At 57.5% G+C, this 13,472-nt stretch carries 9 protein-coding genes, 9 tRNA genes and 1 rRNA gene; all 19 read left to right on the top strand.

Annotated elements, in window-relative coordinates; all coding sequences use genetic code 11:
• Window positions 1-203: 203 nt before the first annotated feature.
• The 19 genes from rrf (at window position 204) to E6C55_RS32105 (ending at window position 13,466) form a co-directional block, all read left to right on the top strand.
• Window positions 204-320: ribosomal RNA gene (gene rrf, locus E6C55_RS32015) — 5S ribosomal RNA — on the top strand.
• Between the two features lie 15 nt (window positions 321-335).
• Window positions 336-411 (top strand) — tRNA-Thr (locus E6C55_RS32020).
• A gap of 11 nt (window positions 412-422) precedes the next feature.
• Window positions 423-497: transfer RNA gene (locus E6C55_RS32025), tRNA-Glu, on the top strand.
• Between the two features lie 37 nt (window positions 498-534).
• Window positions 535-610 (top strand) — tRNA-Val (locus E6C55_RS32030).
• A gap of 12 nt (window positions 611-622) precedes the next feature.
• Window positions 623-697 (top strand) — tRNA-Gln (locus E6C55_RS32035).
• A 39-nt stretch (window positions 698-736) separates the two neighbouring features.
• Window positions 737-819, top strand: a tRNA-Leu gene (locus tag E6C55_RS32040).
• A 9-nt stretch (window positions 820-828) separates the two neighbouring features.
• Window positions 829-903 (top strand) — tRNA-Gly (locus E6C55_RS32045).
• A gap of 6 nt (window positions 904-909) precedes the next feature.
• A tRNA-Arg gene (locus E6C55_RS32050) sits at window positions 910-986 on the top strand.
• 29 nt (window positions 987-1,015) lie between these two features.
• Window positions 1,016-1,092 (top strand) — tRNA-Pro (locus tag E6C55_RS32055).
• Window positions 1,093-1,114: 22 nt separating this feature from the next.
• Window positions 1,115-1,188, top strand: a tRNA-Gly gene (locus E6C55_RS32060).
• 609 nt (window positions 1,189-1,797) lie between these two features.
• A complete protein-coding gene (gene ppc, locus E6C55_RS32065; RefSeq protein ID WP_136373916.1) occupies window positions 1,798-4,596 on the top strand; it encodes a phosphoenolpyruvate carboxylase in 2,799 nt (932 codons plus the stop codon).
• A 259-nt stretch (window positions 4,597-4,855) separates the two neighbouring features.
• The gene (sigW, locus tag E6C55_RS32070) at window positions 4,856-5,413 is read left to right on the top strand and encodes an RNA polymerase sigma factor SigW (protein ID WP_407923778.1); all 558 of its coding nucleotides are present in this window, start codon (window positions 4,856-4,858) and stop codon (window positions 5,411-5,413) included.
• Between the two features lie 106 nt (window positions 5,414-5,519).
• The gene (locus tag E6C55_RS32075; RefSeq protein ID WP_136373918.1) at window positions 5,520-6,131 is read left to right on the top strand and encodes a zf-HC2 domain-containing protein; all 612 of its coding nucleotides are present in this window, start codon (window positions 5,520-5,522) and stop codon (window positions 6,129-6,131) included.
• A gap of 184 nt (window positions 6,132-6,315) precedes the next feature.
• On the top strand, window positions 6,316-7,146 hold the full coding sequence (gene cdaA / locus E6C55_RS32080; RefSeq protein WP_211093693.1) for a diadenylate cyclase CdaA: 831 nt from the start codon (window positions 6,316-6,318) through the stop codon (window positions 7,144-7,146).
• A complete protein-coding gene (locus tag E6C55_RS32085) occupies window positions 7,139-8,686 on the top strand; it encodes a CdaR family protein (RefSeq protein WP_136373919.1) in 1,548 nt (515 codons plus the stop codon). The genes cdaA and E6C55_RS32085 overlap by 8 nt, the downstream gene beginning before the upstream one ends.
• A gap of 63 nt (window positions 8,687-8,749) precedes the next feature.
• Entirely contained in the window at window positions 8,750-10,090 is a 1,341-nt protein-coding gene (glmM, locus tag E6C55_RS32090) for a phosphoglucosamine mutase (protein WP_136373920.1), read from the top strand.
• 556 nt (window positions 10,091-10,646) lie between these two features.
• Entirely contained in the window at window positions 10,647-12,482 is a 1,836-nt protein-coding gene (gene glmS, locus E6C55_RS32095) for a glutamine--fructose-6-phosphate transaminase (isomerizing) (protein ID WP_136373921.1), read from the top strand.
• A gap of 219 nt (window positions 12,483-12,701) precedes the next feature.
• Window positions 12,702-13,040 (top strand): helix-turn-helix domain-containing protein, encoded by a 339-nt coding sequence (locus tag E6C55_RS32100; protein ID WP_136373922.1) that lies wholly within the window; start codon window positions 12,702-12,704, stop codon window positions 13,038-13,040.
• A gap of 63 nt (window positions 13,041-13,103) precedes the next feature.
• Window positions 13,104-13,466 carry a hypothetical protein gene (locus E6C55_RS32105; RefSeq protein WP_136373923.1) on the top strand — a complete coding sequence of 121 codons (363 nt, stop codon included), beginning with the start codon at window positions 13,104-13,106 and terminating at the stop codon, window positions 13,464-13,466.
• Window positions 13,467-13,472 lie beyond the last annotated feature (6 nt).

Raw genomic sequence — 13,472 nt, forward strand, 5'->3', positions numbered from 1 at the left:
CGGCAACGTGTGGAGCTGACGAGTACTAATCGGTCGAGGGCTTATCCTAAGAGCAGACGCAAGGCAGGAAGAAGATGCTGAATACACGCTAACTCGTTTCGTATCCGGTTATCAAGGCGCAAGCTTTTGCCTTGAAGAACGAAATAAAAAGCTTTACAACAACGTGATGATGTGGTAAGATATTATCCGTTGCTGAAATTTGGTTTGGTGATGATGGCAGAGGGGTTCCACGCGTACCCATCTCGAACACGACCGTTAAGCCCTCTAACGCCGATGGTACTTGGACCGCAGGGTCCTGGGAGAGTAGGAAGTTGCCAAGCCGAGTGATAAAGCTTGCTCTCATAGCTCAGTAGGTAGAGTGCATCCATGGTAAGGATGAGGTCACCGGTTCGATCCCGGTTGAGAGCTCCAGAATTTCTCGCGGCCCGTTGGTCAAGCGGTTAAGACACCTCCCTTTCACGGAGGTAACGGGGGTTCGATTCCCCCACGGGTCACCACTCACCTTAACAAGTGAACAGATCGCTAGCGTGACATGGAGGCTTAGCTCAGCCGGGAGAGCATCTGCCTTACAAGCAGAGGGTCGGGGGTTCGATCCCCTCAGCCTCCACCATGTTCTTATCGCTGGGGATTAGCCAAGCGGTAAGGCAACGGACTTTGACTCCGTCACTCCTAGGTTCGAATCCTAGATCCCCAGCCAACTGTATCCATTCGTTTCGGTTGGCAGAGCACAAGACATGCGCGTGTGGCGGAATTGGCAGACGCACCAGACTTAGGATCTGGCGGGCAACCGTGGGGGTTCAAGTCCCTCCACGCGCACCACCTTATCATGCGGAAATAGCTCAGTGGTAGAGCATCTCGTTGCCAACGAGAAGGTCGCGGGTTCGAATCCCGTTTTCCGCTCCATTATATGCGCCCTTAGCTCAGCTGGATAGAGCGTCAGACTACGAATCTGAAGGCCGGGAGTTCGAATCTCTCAGGGCGCGCCATCTCAATTAAGTTATACCGCAAGTCATATCGGGACGTAGCTCAGCTTGGTAGAGCACCTGGTTTGGGACCAGGGGGTCGCATGTTCGAATCGTGTCGTCCCGACCATCTTTGGATGGTCAACCGTTATGCGGGTGTAGTTCAATGGTAGAACTTTAGCCTTCCAAGCTAATAGCGTGGGTTCGATTCCCATCACCCGCTCCATTATGTTAAACGTCGAGAAGCCTTGATCCATAAGGCTTCTTTTTTGTTGTGTCATTCGATACGGGCAGACTGCTTTTACCCGTTAGGGGCAGATCGGGGGCAGATGCCAAGAATTTATGTGAAAATTCACATTCGAGCAGCTCGGCAACGGGTGGTTTGGGCGGTTTTATGTGAAAAATAACATACATGGAGAAAATCTTGGCCGGAATTGCCGGATGTATGCTAAAAACCACATAAAACGCTGCGATTCCCGCCAGTTCAAGCCGACGAATGTGAAAAATCATATATATTCGGGGAGAGAGGGCTTCAGGGCGCAATGAGGACGGCAGGAAGCCCGCCTGGGGAGCGTGCAGGCCCTTCTCGCGCCGGGGGGTGGCCGACGCCCCCAAACAGCAGGAGAGGGCGGCTGCGCTTGTTGAGGCGATCCGGACGGCGAAGGGACGTTCGGTTAGGAGGAGCGAAGGCCCGTTGGACGAAGATGTGTCATTTTCCAACAATTCGTGACAGCAGGATCGCATCAATTTTGCCTCGGGGGAAGATTTTCGAATATGTTTGTAGTATGATATTATGAAGAGATTGTGACAGAGACGCATTCATGGGGTGAGTGAGATGACTGAATTGGCTACTGCTAGCCGACCGTCCTCGAACCATCTGCTTCGCCGCGACGTTCGTTTCCTCGGGAACATTCTGGGCGAGGTTCTGGTTCACCAAGGCGGTCGTGAGTTGTTCGACAACGTTGAGAAGATTCGGGAGACAAGCAAAGCCCTCCGTGCCGACTTCGTACCGGAGCTGTACGAGGAGTTCCTGACTACCATCAACAAGCTGAATCCGGAGATCAGGCACCAGGTGATCCGGGCGTTCGCGATTTACTTCCAACTGGTCAACATCGCGGAACAGAATCACCGGATTCGCCGCAAGCGCGACTACGAGAGATCGGCTGGGGAATCGGTGCAGCCGGGCTCCATCGAGAGCGCCATTCAAGATCTGAAGAACAAGAATCTTCCGATCGAGGACGTGCACAAGCTGCTGAAGACCATCTCCCTCGAGCTCGTGATGACCGCCCACCCGACCGAGGCGATGCGCCGCGCGGTGCTCGACATCCACAAGCGAATCGCGGATCAGATGATGGAGCTGGACAATCCTTCTCTGACCTATCGGGAACGGGAGAAGCTGCGCGATCAGTTGCTCAACGAGGTGCTCACCCTGTGGCAGACGGACGAGCTGCGCGACCGCAAGCCGACGGTCATCGACGAAGTCCGCAACGGCATGTACTTCTTCAACGAGACGCTGTTCGATGCGCTGCCGGACGTCTACGACGAGCTGGAGCGTTGTCTTCTGAAGTATTATCCGGAGCAGGATTGGCACGTGCCGACGTATCTCCGGTTCGGGTCCTGGATCGGCGGCGACCGCGACGGCAACCCTTCGGTAACGGCAAGCGTCACCTGGCGCACGCTGAACATTCAACGCGGCCTGGTCATTCATAAGTACGAGTCCGTGCTGAAGTCGCTTATTCGCAAGATGAGCTTCAGCACGAGCATCGTCGAGGTGACGGACGAGCTGCTTCAATCGATCGAGCAGGACCGCGCGAGCGTGGAGCTTCGCACGATCGAAGCGTGGACGAACGAGAAGGAGCCGTATCGCATCAAGATCACGTACATGCTGCAGAAGCTGCAGAATATGCGCAATGAAGCGTACAAGAGCACGAGCCAACGCTACAACTCGGTCGACGAGTTCATCTCCGATCTCCGCCTGATTCAGAGAAGCCTGCGCCACCATTATGCGGACTTCATTGCAGACAGCTACCTGAAGAAGCTGATTCGCCAGGTCGAGCTGTTCGGCTTCCATCTCGCCGCTCTCGACGTTCGTCAGCACAGCAAGGAGCACGAGAACGCGATGACCGAAGTGCTGGCGAAGGCTGGCGTCGTCAGCGATTACCCTTCCCTCTCCGAAGAAGCCAAGATCGAGCTGCTTAACAAGCTGCTGTCGGACTCCCGTCCGCTGCTTCACGAGAATGCGGCGCTGACCGATTCGACGAAGGAGATCCTCGAGGTCTACCGGACGATCTATCGCGCCCAACAGGAATTCGGCCGCGACTGCATCAACAGCTACCTGATCAGCATGACCTGCGGAGCAAGCGACATGCTGGAGGTGATGGTGTTCGCCAAGGAGGCGGGGCTGTTCCGCCGCGAGAGCGACGGCAGCATCGTCAGCACGATTCAGTCCGTGCCTCTGTTCGAGACGATCGACGACCTTCATGCGGCTCCACAGATCATGAGCACGCTGTTCGAGCTGCCGGTCTACCGCGAGACGGTCAAGTCCATGGGCAACCTGCACGAGATCATGCTCGGCTATTCCGACAGCAACAAGGACGGCGGCATGGTAACCGCGAACTGGGAGCTGCGCGTCGCCCTGAACGAGCTGACCGCGATGGCAACCAAGTACGACGTGAAGCTGAAGTTCTTCCACGGACGCGGCGGCGCTCTCGGACGCGGCGGAATGCCGCTGAACCGCAGCATTCTGGCTCAGCCTCCGCACACGGTCGGCGGCGGGATCAAGATCACCGAGCAAGGGGAAGTGCTCACCTCCCGTTACTCGATGCAAGGGATCGCGTACCGCAGCCTGGAGCAGGCGACGAGCGCGCTCGTGAAGTCGGCATATCTGGCGATGAAGCCGGAGGACGCGGCGGCGAATTCGGACGAAGCGTTCTGGGATGAGCTGATGCCGTCGATCTCCGAGACGGCCCAGACGAAGTACCAGGATCTGATCTTCCGCGATCCGGGCTTCATGTCCTTCTTCAAGGAATCGACGCCGCTGTCCGAGGTAGGAGAGCTGAACATCGGCTCCCGTCCTTCCAAGCGGAAGAACAGCGAACGGTTCGAGGATCTGCGCGCGATCCCATGGGTGTTCTCGTGGACGCAGAGCCGTTATCTGCTGCCGGCATGGTACGCGGCGGGCACCGCCTTCAAGGCTTATGTCGACGGCGATGCCGCCAAGCTTGAGACGCTGCGCGACATGTACAAGAACTTCTCGTTCTTCGCGACGCTGATCGATAATCTGCAGATGGCGCTGGCGAAGGCGGATCTGCTCATCGCGGGCAAGTACGCGGACATGATCAAGGACAGCACGATCAAGAACCGGATCTTCACGCTGATCTCGGAAGAGTTCGAGACGACGAAGGAGATGATTCTGGCGATTACCGGGCAGGAGGAGATTCTGGACAACTCCCCGGTCATTCAGGAGTCGATTCGTCTCCGCAATCCGTACGTCGATCCTCTGAGCTACATGCAGGTGCAATTGCTCTCCGAGCTTCGCGAGAAGCGCGCGAACGAGGATGACGACGCGGATCTGCTGCGCGAGGTGCTGCTCACGATCAACGGAATTGCCGCCGGCCTTCGCAATACGGGCTGATCCGGCGGCATACGCCTGGAACCCGGAAGGCGCGTCAATACGCCGAATCGGAACCATTCGGAAGCCGTCCGAAGGCCCTGCGCCTTGCGGACGGCTTTCTCTCGCTTCGGGAGGGGAACGCGCTTGGCAACGGATGCTTGCACGCACCCTTGCTTTTTGGACAGGGGTCGTTTACCATTTTACATGACGGTTGGGAATACGTTGCGCCTGGCGTCGCAGCTTGAGAGTGCTCGTATGTGGGGGATTGACGGTGAAGCCAATTGAGACGCGCCTGGCCCGATTGGCCCGCAAGGGGGATCAGCGCGCTTTCGCGGAGATTGTGGACCTATACAAGGACAAGCTGTACCACCTCGCCTACCGGATGATGAACAACCGTCAGGAAGCCGAGGACGTGGTCCAGGAGACTTTCCTGCGCGTGTATAAGAATTTGGATCGCTACGACGAGGAACAGAAGTTCTCGACCTGGATCTATCGGATCGCCACGAACCTGTGCATCGACCGGCTCCGGAAGAGACGTCCCATCTATTCTCTCGACGCGGAATCGTCGGATCACGAAGGGCTCGACGGGTATGCGATGATGCCGAGCGACGATCGCACGCCGGAGAGCGAGCTGATTCTGTCCGAGACGCAGCGGATTATTCGCGATGCCATCGAGACGCTGCCGGCCAAGTATAAATCCGTCATGGTGTTGCGTTATCTTCAGGATATGTCGCTGCAGGAGATCTCCGACGTCCTGGATATGCCGGTAACGACAATCAAGACGAGGGTGCATCGCGGTCGAGAATTCATGCGGAAGAAATTGGAGAACAAGGTGTGAGCCGAGCGAACGCACATTTGTTGAAACCAGAGCCGTTCCGCGGCGTAGAGTAATAGAAGATTTGCTGCGGAGTTCGAGCTCCGGGGGGAAAGGGATGGCTTAGCCTATGAATTGTAAAGTCGCCATCGCATATATGCACGACTATCTGGACCACGAGCTGCCGAAGGAGAACGGGGCGGAGCTGCAGCGGCATCTTCACGAATGCCCGGAATGCCAGAGGCGGTTGGAGTCGCTTGAGAAGACCGATGCGCTGCTGCGTGCGGTTCCCGCCGAGCGGGCGCCCAATTACATGGCTTATCGGGTGATGAAGTCGCTGCCCAAGACGAGAAGCCCGCGCACATGGGCAACTTGGGTTCGCCGTCATCCGGCGATGTCGGCGGCGGCGATGTTCCTCGTTGTGATGGTGTCCAGCTTCTTCGCCATGTGGAACCAGAGCGGGCAATTGACGGTTCGCGGAGCCGATCTGGAGCACGTCGTTATTGAAGGCAATACGGTCATTGTCCCGGCCGGACAGAAGGTTGCGGGAGATCTGACGATCGAGAACGGAATCGCTCAGGTACTGGGAGACGTCGAAGGGAATCTGACGATCATCGACGGCAATGTGACGCTGGCTTCAACCGCGCACATCGCGGGTAAGGTCAAGACGATCGACCGCGCGATGGATTGGGCCTGGTACAAGGTTACTTCATGGTTCGACACGCTGGCTTACGGCTCTTGAATTTCGACGCAACGCTTCTAGCGGAAGTCCGCTTCTCAGGAGGCCTCCCTAGGACTTAGGGAGGTTTTTTTGTGTTCCTGACAGGAATTCGGTATAGGAGTAGAGAAGTGAATAAAGATATATCCTAAGCGCATAGTGACAAGAATCGGGAACTCCGATCGAGACGCCAGACGGGGGGTGCGTCTTGGAAGCTTATTTTCAAACATTGACGTTAAGCAAGGCCATCAAGGATGCATTCGACATCCTTATTGTCAGTTACCTTATCTATAAAATGTTCCAGCTCGTCAAAGGGACAAGAGCGGTTCAACTGCTGAAGGGGATCTTCCTGCTCGTTATTACGTGGGCTCTCAGCACTTGGCTTAATCTGTATACGCTGAAGTGGCTGATGAATCAGATGTTCACCTTCGGGGTGCTGACGATCGCTGTCATCTTCCAGCCGGAGCTGAGAAGGGCTCTGGAGCAGCTCGGCCGGGGCAAGCTGTTTAACCGTTCCGATACGGATTCCGATATCAGCCAGCAGATCAACGAGGTCATTAAGGCCGTCAATCATATGGCTCAGAGGAAGATCGGCGCCCTGATCGTGTTCGAGCGCAAGACGGGCCTCACCGATTACATCGAATCCGGGATCAAGATGCAGTCGACGATCAGCTCGGAGCTGCTGATCAACATCTTCATTCCGAATACGCCGCTGCATGACGGCGCGGTAATCGTGCGGGAGTCGCAGATTATGGCGGCCGGCTGTTACTTGCCTCTCTCCGAGAATCCGTTCATCAGCAAGGAGCTCGGAACGCGGCATCGCGCGGCGATCGGGATTACCGAGGTGTCGGACGCGATCTCGGTTATCGTGTCGGAGGAGACGGGACAAGTCTCCCTCGCGATGAATGGGCAGATCGTGCGGGACATCAAGGAAGAGTCGCTCATCTCGAAGCTGTTCGAGGAGCTGCGTCCGAAGACGAAGCCGAGCTCTTCGAACTGGACCTTCTGGAAGCGGAAGGAGGGCGAGCGCCGTGGATAAGTGGCTGAACCATCCGACCGCGATGAAGATCATCTCGCTCGCGCTGGGCATCATCCTCTGGGCGGTCGTCCACTTCGACGATTCGCAGCCTTCGACGACGGTGCCTTCCTCTTCCTACGAGTACAAAACGGTTAACTCCGTTAAGATCCAGGTGACGGGGCTGAACAGCCAGAATTACGTGCTGCAGAGCATGGATGCGGACAGCGTGAAGCTGTATGTCCGCGGCAGCAAGACGGACTTGCTGCGTGCGAATTCGGACGATTACCAGGTAAGCATCGATTTAAGCACCGTGACAGAAGGCCAGCATACGCTGAGATTACAGACGGATCTGCCTCGCGGAGTCGAGCTGGTGTCCATCACGCCGAGCACGGTGACGGTGGCGCTGGAGGAGCTTCAGACGAAGGAGTTCGAGGTCGAGATCGCAACGAAGGGAACGCCTGCGAAGGGCTACAAGGCCGGCATCCCGGTTCTCAGCCCGACCAATCGCGTGCACGTGACGCTGCCTTCGAGCGGCCTCGCGAAGGTGCAGAAGGTCGGAGGCACGGTATCCGTCGAAGGCGAGAGCAAGACGATCAAGAACAAGAGCGTCAAGCTTGCCGCGTACGACAGCGAAGGCAATGTCATCGAGGGTGCCGTGCTCGATCCGGCGGTACTCGAGGTCGAGGTGCCGATTACGAATCCGTACAAGTCGGTTCCGCTGCAGTTCAAGCTGATCGGTCAGCTTCCTTCCGGCCTCAGCATCGCGTCGTTCAAGCCGGAGACGGAGCAGGTGACGATCTACGGCCCGCAGGACGTGCTGGACGGGATTGAGTTCGTCGAGGCCGACGTGAGCCTGAGCGAGCTGACAAAGTCCGGCAAGGTGGCGGTTCCCCTTAAGGGAGTGACGGGAATTACGGAATTCTCGCCGGCCGAGGTCAACGTGAACGTCGAGATTGTGCTCTCGCAGATTCGATCGCTGCAAGGCTTGCCGGTGACGATCGAAGGGGTGGGAGACGGGCTTGCGGCCAAGATTGTGGAGCCGGCGACGGAAGTGGTCGACATCACGGTCCGGGGAGCCCCGGCCATTCTGGATAAGCTGCAGCCCGGCGACGTCGATGTGGTGGCGGATCTGAGCGGTCGCGGTCTCGGCAGCTATACGGTTCCGCTTGTTGTGAACTCGCCGCGCTTCGTCGATCAGGCGGGCGGCAATCTGACCATTACGGTGGAGATTACGCAGGATGGGGCGGAGACGCCGGCCGAAGAGACGACGGCGACGGAAGGCACGGATGCCGGCAGTTCCTCCGGCGGGACGGCGGGAGCCGGCGCCGGAGCGTCGGGATCGGGCGGCGGAACCGGCAGCGGGACAACGGGCAGCGGAGGGACCGCCGGCGGGACTTCCGGCGGTTCCGGGAGTTCCGGGAGTTCTGCAGGCTCAGGGAACGGCTCGGGCTCCGGTACGGCGGGCGGCTCGGGGAATGCAAGCGGAGAGGGTTCGGCTTCCTCCGGAACCGCAAGCGGAGCGGGAGAAGGCTCCTCCGATACGACAACAACGAATCCATAAGCCCCAGGCCCGGGAACAGCGGCGGGCAACGGGAAGACAGAGATGAAGGAGACAGTCAGAGCTATGGGGAAATACTTCGGAACGGATGGCGTCAGGGGAGTCGCGAATGAAGAATTGACGCCGGAGCTTGCCTATAAAATCGGCAGATGCGGAGGAGTGGTGCTGGCCGGCAAGGTCGAGCGGCCGAAGGTGTTGATCGGCATGGATACCCGAGTGTCCGGGCCGCTTCTGGAGAACGCGCTTATCGCGGGCCTGCTCTCGATCGGAGCGGACGTAATCCGGCTCGGAGTGGTGAGCACGCCGGTCGTCGCCTACTTGACGAGAACGATGGAAGCCGACGCGGGCGTGATGATCTCGGCCTCCCACAATCCGGTGCAGGACAACGGCATCAAGTTCTTCGGCAGCGACGGATTTAAGCTGCTGGACGAGACGGAAGCCGAGATCGAGCGCCTGATGGATGCGGAGGAGGATACGCTGCCAAGGCCGGTTGGCGGAGGCATCGGCACGGTAACGACCGATCTGGAGCTGAAGGAGCGCTATGTGGAGTTCCTGAAGACGACGGTGCAGCATTCCTTGTCGGGCCTTCGGATTGTGCTCGATTGCGCGAACGGGGCCGCTTATCAGCTTGCTCCGGAGGTGTTCCGCGAGCTTGGCGCCGAGGTGATCGTGTACGGAGCGAAGCCGGACGGCCTTAATATTAACGCCGGCGTCGGGTCGACGCATCCGGAGATGCTCGCCGGGAAGGTGAAGGAGCACGAGGCCGATCTCGGCCTTGCCTTCGACGGAGACGCGGATCGGCTGATCGCCATCGACGAGAACGGCGATGAGGTGGATGGGGACTACGTCCTCTGCATCTGCGGGGAAGCGATGAAGCGGGACGGACGTCTGAAGCACGATACGGTCGTGACGACGGTCATGAGCAACATCGGCTTCTTCAAGGCGGCGGAGAAAATCGGTCTAAGAACCGCAAGAACCGCTGTCGGGGACCGCTATGTGATGGAAGAGATGGTGCGCGGAGGGTACAACCTGGGCGGCGAGCAGTCCGGGCATGTGATTTTCCTCGATTATAATACGACCGGAGACGGCATCCTGACTGGCTTGCAACTGGCGGATACGATGAAGGCGTCCGGCAGCAAGCTGAGCGAGCTTAAGGCGGTTATGCGCAAGTATCCTCAAGTTCTGGTGAATGTCCGGGTGGCGGACAAGTCGCGTTATCCGGGCAATCCGGCGATCTCCGAGGCGGTCGCGACCGCGGAAGAAGCGCTCGGGGACAACGGGCGGGTGCTCGTTCGGCCTTCCGGCACGGAGGCGCTCATTCGCGTTATGGCGGAAGGACCGGATCGTTCCGAGATCGAGGAGCATGTGGAGCGGATCGCAGGCGTTATTCGGCAAGAGCTTGTGTAGATGGAAGCGGGAGAAGCCCCTTGGCGTCGGATGATGCCGGGGGGTTCTGTCATTTCCTGGGGAATAATTGAATTCCGGTTGCAAGTCGTTATGAAAACGAATATGATAAAGAAATATTCCAGAACGGAGAGGCAGGGTCGTACGGGGAAGCTAGAAAAGCGCCAGAGCTTGTCGGTTATCGAGGGCGGTTGACGGATAACGGAAGTCCGTGCAGCAGCAGCATTCTCGCTCGATACAGGCGGCAAGCTGACGAGGTGGAGGTGTTCGGAACGTTCGGCGGGGACCTCCCGGCCCGCATCGGGGCCGTCAAGTCGGAAGACAAATCGCTCAGGGCAACCGGGCGGCCAATATTCCGAAGAAGATGAGAGCAAACTATCGCCATTAACGGGATAGGCAAGAGAATGTCCGGCGGGCCGAGTTAGGCCGCTTGCGGACCTGTTACATGACGGTTAAATAGAGGCGTGCGTCTGTAGGTGCGCCTGCATGCGGCTGCGACTCGGTGCGTCTGCCCGGAATTCTCGGACGACAATCATCCGAATCGGAGGTCTGTTTACCTATGTGCGGAATCGTTGGATATATCGGCAATCGGGAATCTCAGCCCATCTTGCTTGAAGGGCTTAAGAAGTTGGAGTATCGGGGCTACGACTCGGCGGGAATCGCGGTGTTCACCGAGCAAGGCCTGGAAGTGACGAAGACGGTCGGCCGCCTGGCGAACCTGGAGGGACGCCTTCAGGGAGACCCGCTGCGCGGAACGGTCGGCATCGGGCATACGCGCTGGGCGACGCACGGCAAGCCGTCCGACGTGAATTCGCATCCCCACACGGATAACTCGCTGAAGTTCTCCGTTGTGCACAACGGCATTATCGAGAATTACCTGGAGCTTAAGGAAGAGCTTATGCACCAAGGGCATCGCTTCCTGTCGGAGACGGATACGGAGGTCATCTCGCATCTGATCTCGGTCGAATACGAAGGCGACATCGTCAAGGCCGTGCAGAAGGCGGTGCGCAAGATGCGAGGCGCGTTCGCCCTCGGCGTTCTGACCGAGCATGAGCCGGACCGCCTGGTGGCGGTGCGCTATGCGAGCCCGCTCATTATCGGCATCGGCGACGGGGAGAAGTTCATCGCGTCCGACATTCCAGCGATCCTTGAGCATACGCGCGACATCTACATCCTGAACGATGGCGAGATGGCTGTGCTGACGCGGGACGGCGTCGAACTGATGACGGTGGAAGGGAACTTTATTTCTAAGGAAGTTTTCCACGTGGATTGGGATCTGATGACGGCGGAGAAGGCCGGCTTCGATCACTTCATGCTGAAGGAGATCCACGAGCAGCCGAAGGCGTACCGCGACACGATGCGCGGCCGCTTGAGCGAGGACGGGACGTCCGTGGCGCTCGACGAGCTGACGACGATTACGCCGGAGGAGCTGCGCAAGTTTAATCGCGTGCACATCGTCGCCTGCGGTACGGCGATGCACGCCGGCATGGTCGGCAAGACGATCATCGAGCAGCTTGCCCGCATTCCGGTCGAGACCGATGTCGCATCCGAGTATCGCTACCGCTCGCCGATCATCACGCCGGAGACGCTCGTCATCGTCGTCAGCCAATCCGGCGAGACGGCGGATACGCTCGCGGCCTTGCGCGAGGCGAAGCGCAACGGCGCCCGCGTGCTTGCGATCACGAACGTTGTCGGCAGCTCTGTCGCCCGCGAGGCGGATGACGTGATCATCACGCTCGCCGGCCCCGAGATCGCCGTCGCCTCGACGAAGGCGTATACGTCGCAGCTCATCGCCTTCTACCTGTTCGGCCTGCACTATGCGCAGGTGCTCGGCACGAAGGACGACGCGTTCGTCTCGCACGTGCTGGCCGCGATGCAGTCGCTTCCGGAGCAGGTGGAGAAGATTCTCGCCCAATCCGAAGTGATCAAGGCGAGCGCGGAATCGATCTCGCGTCACTCGAGCCTGTTCTTCATCGGCCGCGGCCTCGACTACGCCGTCGCGCTCGAGGGCTCGCTGAAGCTGAAGGAGATCTCCTACATCCATTCGGAAGCCTATGCGGCCGGCGAGCTGAAGCACGGCACGCTGGCGCTGATCGAGGAAGGCATCCCGGTCATCTCGCTGATCACGCAAGAGGACCTGCAGGAGAAGACGCTTAGCAACATTAAGGAAGTGAAGGCGCGCGGCGCGAACGTGTTCGCAATCGTGAACGAAGGCAACGAGGCAGAGATCGCGAAGTCGGTCGACTCGGTGTTCTCGATCCCCCGCACGCTGGCGTTCCTGACCCCGGCCCTGTCCGTTGTGCCGCTCCAGCTTCTGTCGTACTACGCGTCGCTGGCCCTGGGGCATGACGTGGATAAGCCGCGGAACCTGGCGAAGAGTGTGACGGTGGAGTAGGGTTGGGATGGGTGTTGGGTGGTTTGTGTCCAGTGAAAATAAAGTATTAGACTGAAAAATAAAGTATTAGACTACGAAAATAAAGTTTTAGACTGAGTAAATAAAGTATTAGACTGCTGGGTGTTTCAGCATTTACTCCGATAAAACCAACATCACGAGCTCGAACCCCGTAATTGTAATTAATTACGGGGTATTTTTGTTTTTTGGAGCTGATACAACTTGAATCTAGGTGAAAAAGTCAGATTTATCCGAAAATCGAACGAACTAAATCAGAAGGAATTCTCGGTGCGTATCGGTGTCTCGCAAGGAACACTTAGCGATATTGAACGAGGCGTGTGTCTCCCCTCTTGTGAGACGATCACTGCCCTTAGAAGTAAATTCAATTGCGACCTGAACTGGCTGCTCTCAGATGCGATCGAGGACTCTTCTCAAGCACAAATGGAATTATCGAAGGACGAATATAAACTTCTAGACGGCATTCGTTCCCTGCCGACTGCAGAGAAAGAGGAACTATTTCAAATCATTCAAATAAAGCTAAAGAAGATTAAATATCCGTAATCCGATTAAAATATCCGAAAAGTGTAAAAATGGTAACACGACCTTAATGCGGGGGTGTTACTAATGAACGAAGAACTTGATGTAGGAATCGTTACGCCAAGCGGAATATGGTACGACGGTAAGATTTATTCTTGTTCCCTAGCGGTGAGACAACAATGGTTCAAGCACGCAGAATTTGTTGGCGGTTGGCCAGTTACTGTGAGGTACATAGAGGAGAAGAATGGTACGGATAACATCCAGGTCATTTTACAGGATGGCTCCGCAGTAGTCTGTATTCGGACCGATCATATACCACCTGTAAATGCTTCTAAACTGGAATCCTACTATGTGGAGTTCCAGAGGCTGGCTGCCTTACGGAAACGGCAACAGACAAGAGAGAATCGTTGGGAAAAACCTCCCCAATCGGACAAGCCTACTAACAACTGAGGTGCT

Source organism: Cohnella fermenti (assembly GCF_004801405.1).
Lineage (GTDB): Bacteria > Bacillota > Bacilli > Paenibacillales > Paenibacillaceae > Cohnella > Cohnella fermenti.

What these genes read in the sequence shown, in the direction of transcription:
- E6C55_RS32075 (WP_136373918.1), top strand. Translation starts at nt 5,520, where the DNA reads ATGAATTGTAAAGTCGCCATCGCATATATGCACGACTATCTGGACCAC.
- glmS (WP_136373921.1), top strand. Translation starts at nt 10,647, where the DNA reads ATGTGCGGAATCGTTGGATATATCGGCAATCGGGAATCTCAGCCCATC.
- E6C55_RS32105 (WP_136373923.1), top strand. Translation starts at nt 13,104, where the DNA reads ATGAACGAAGAACTTGATGTAGGAATCGTTACGCCAAGCGGAATATGG.
- ppc (WP_136373916.1), top strand. Translation starts at nt 1,798, where the DNA reads ATGACTGAATTGGCTACTGCTAGCCGACCGTCCTCGAACCATCTGCTT.
- glmM (WP_136373920.1), top strand. Translation starts at nt 8,750, where the DNA reads ATGGGGAAATACTTCGGAACGGATGGCGTCAGGGGAGTCGCGAATGAA.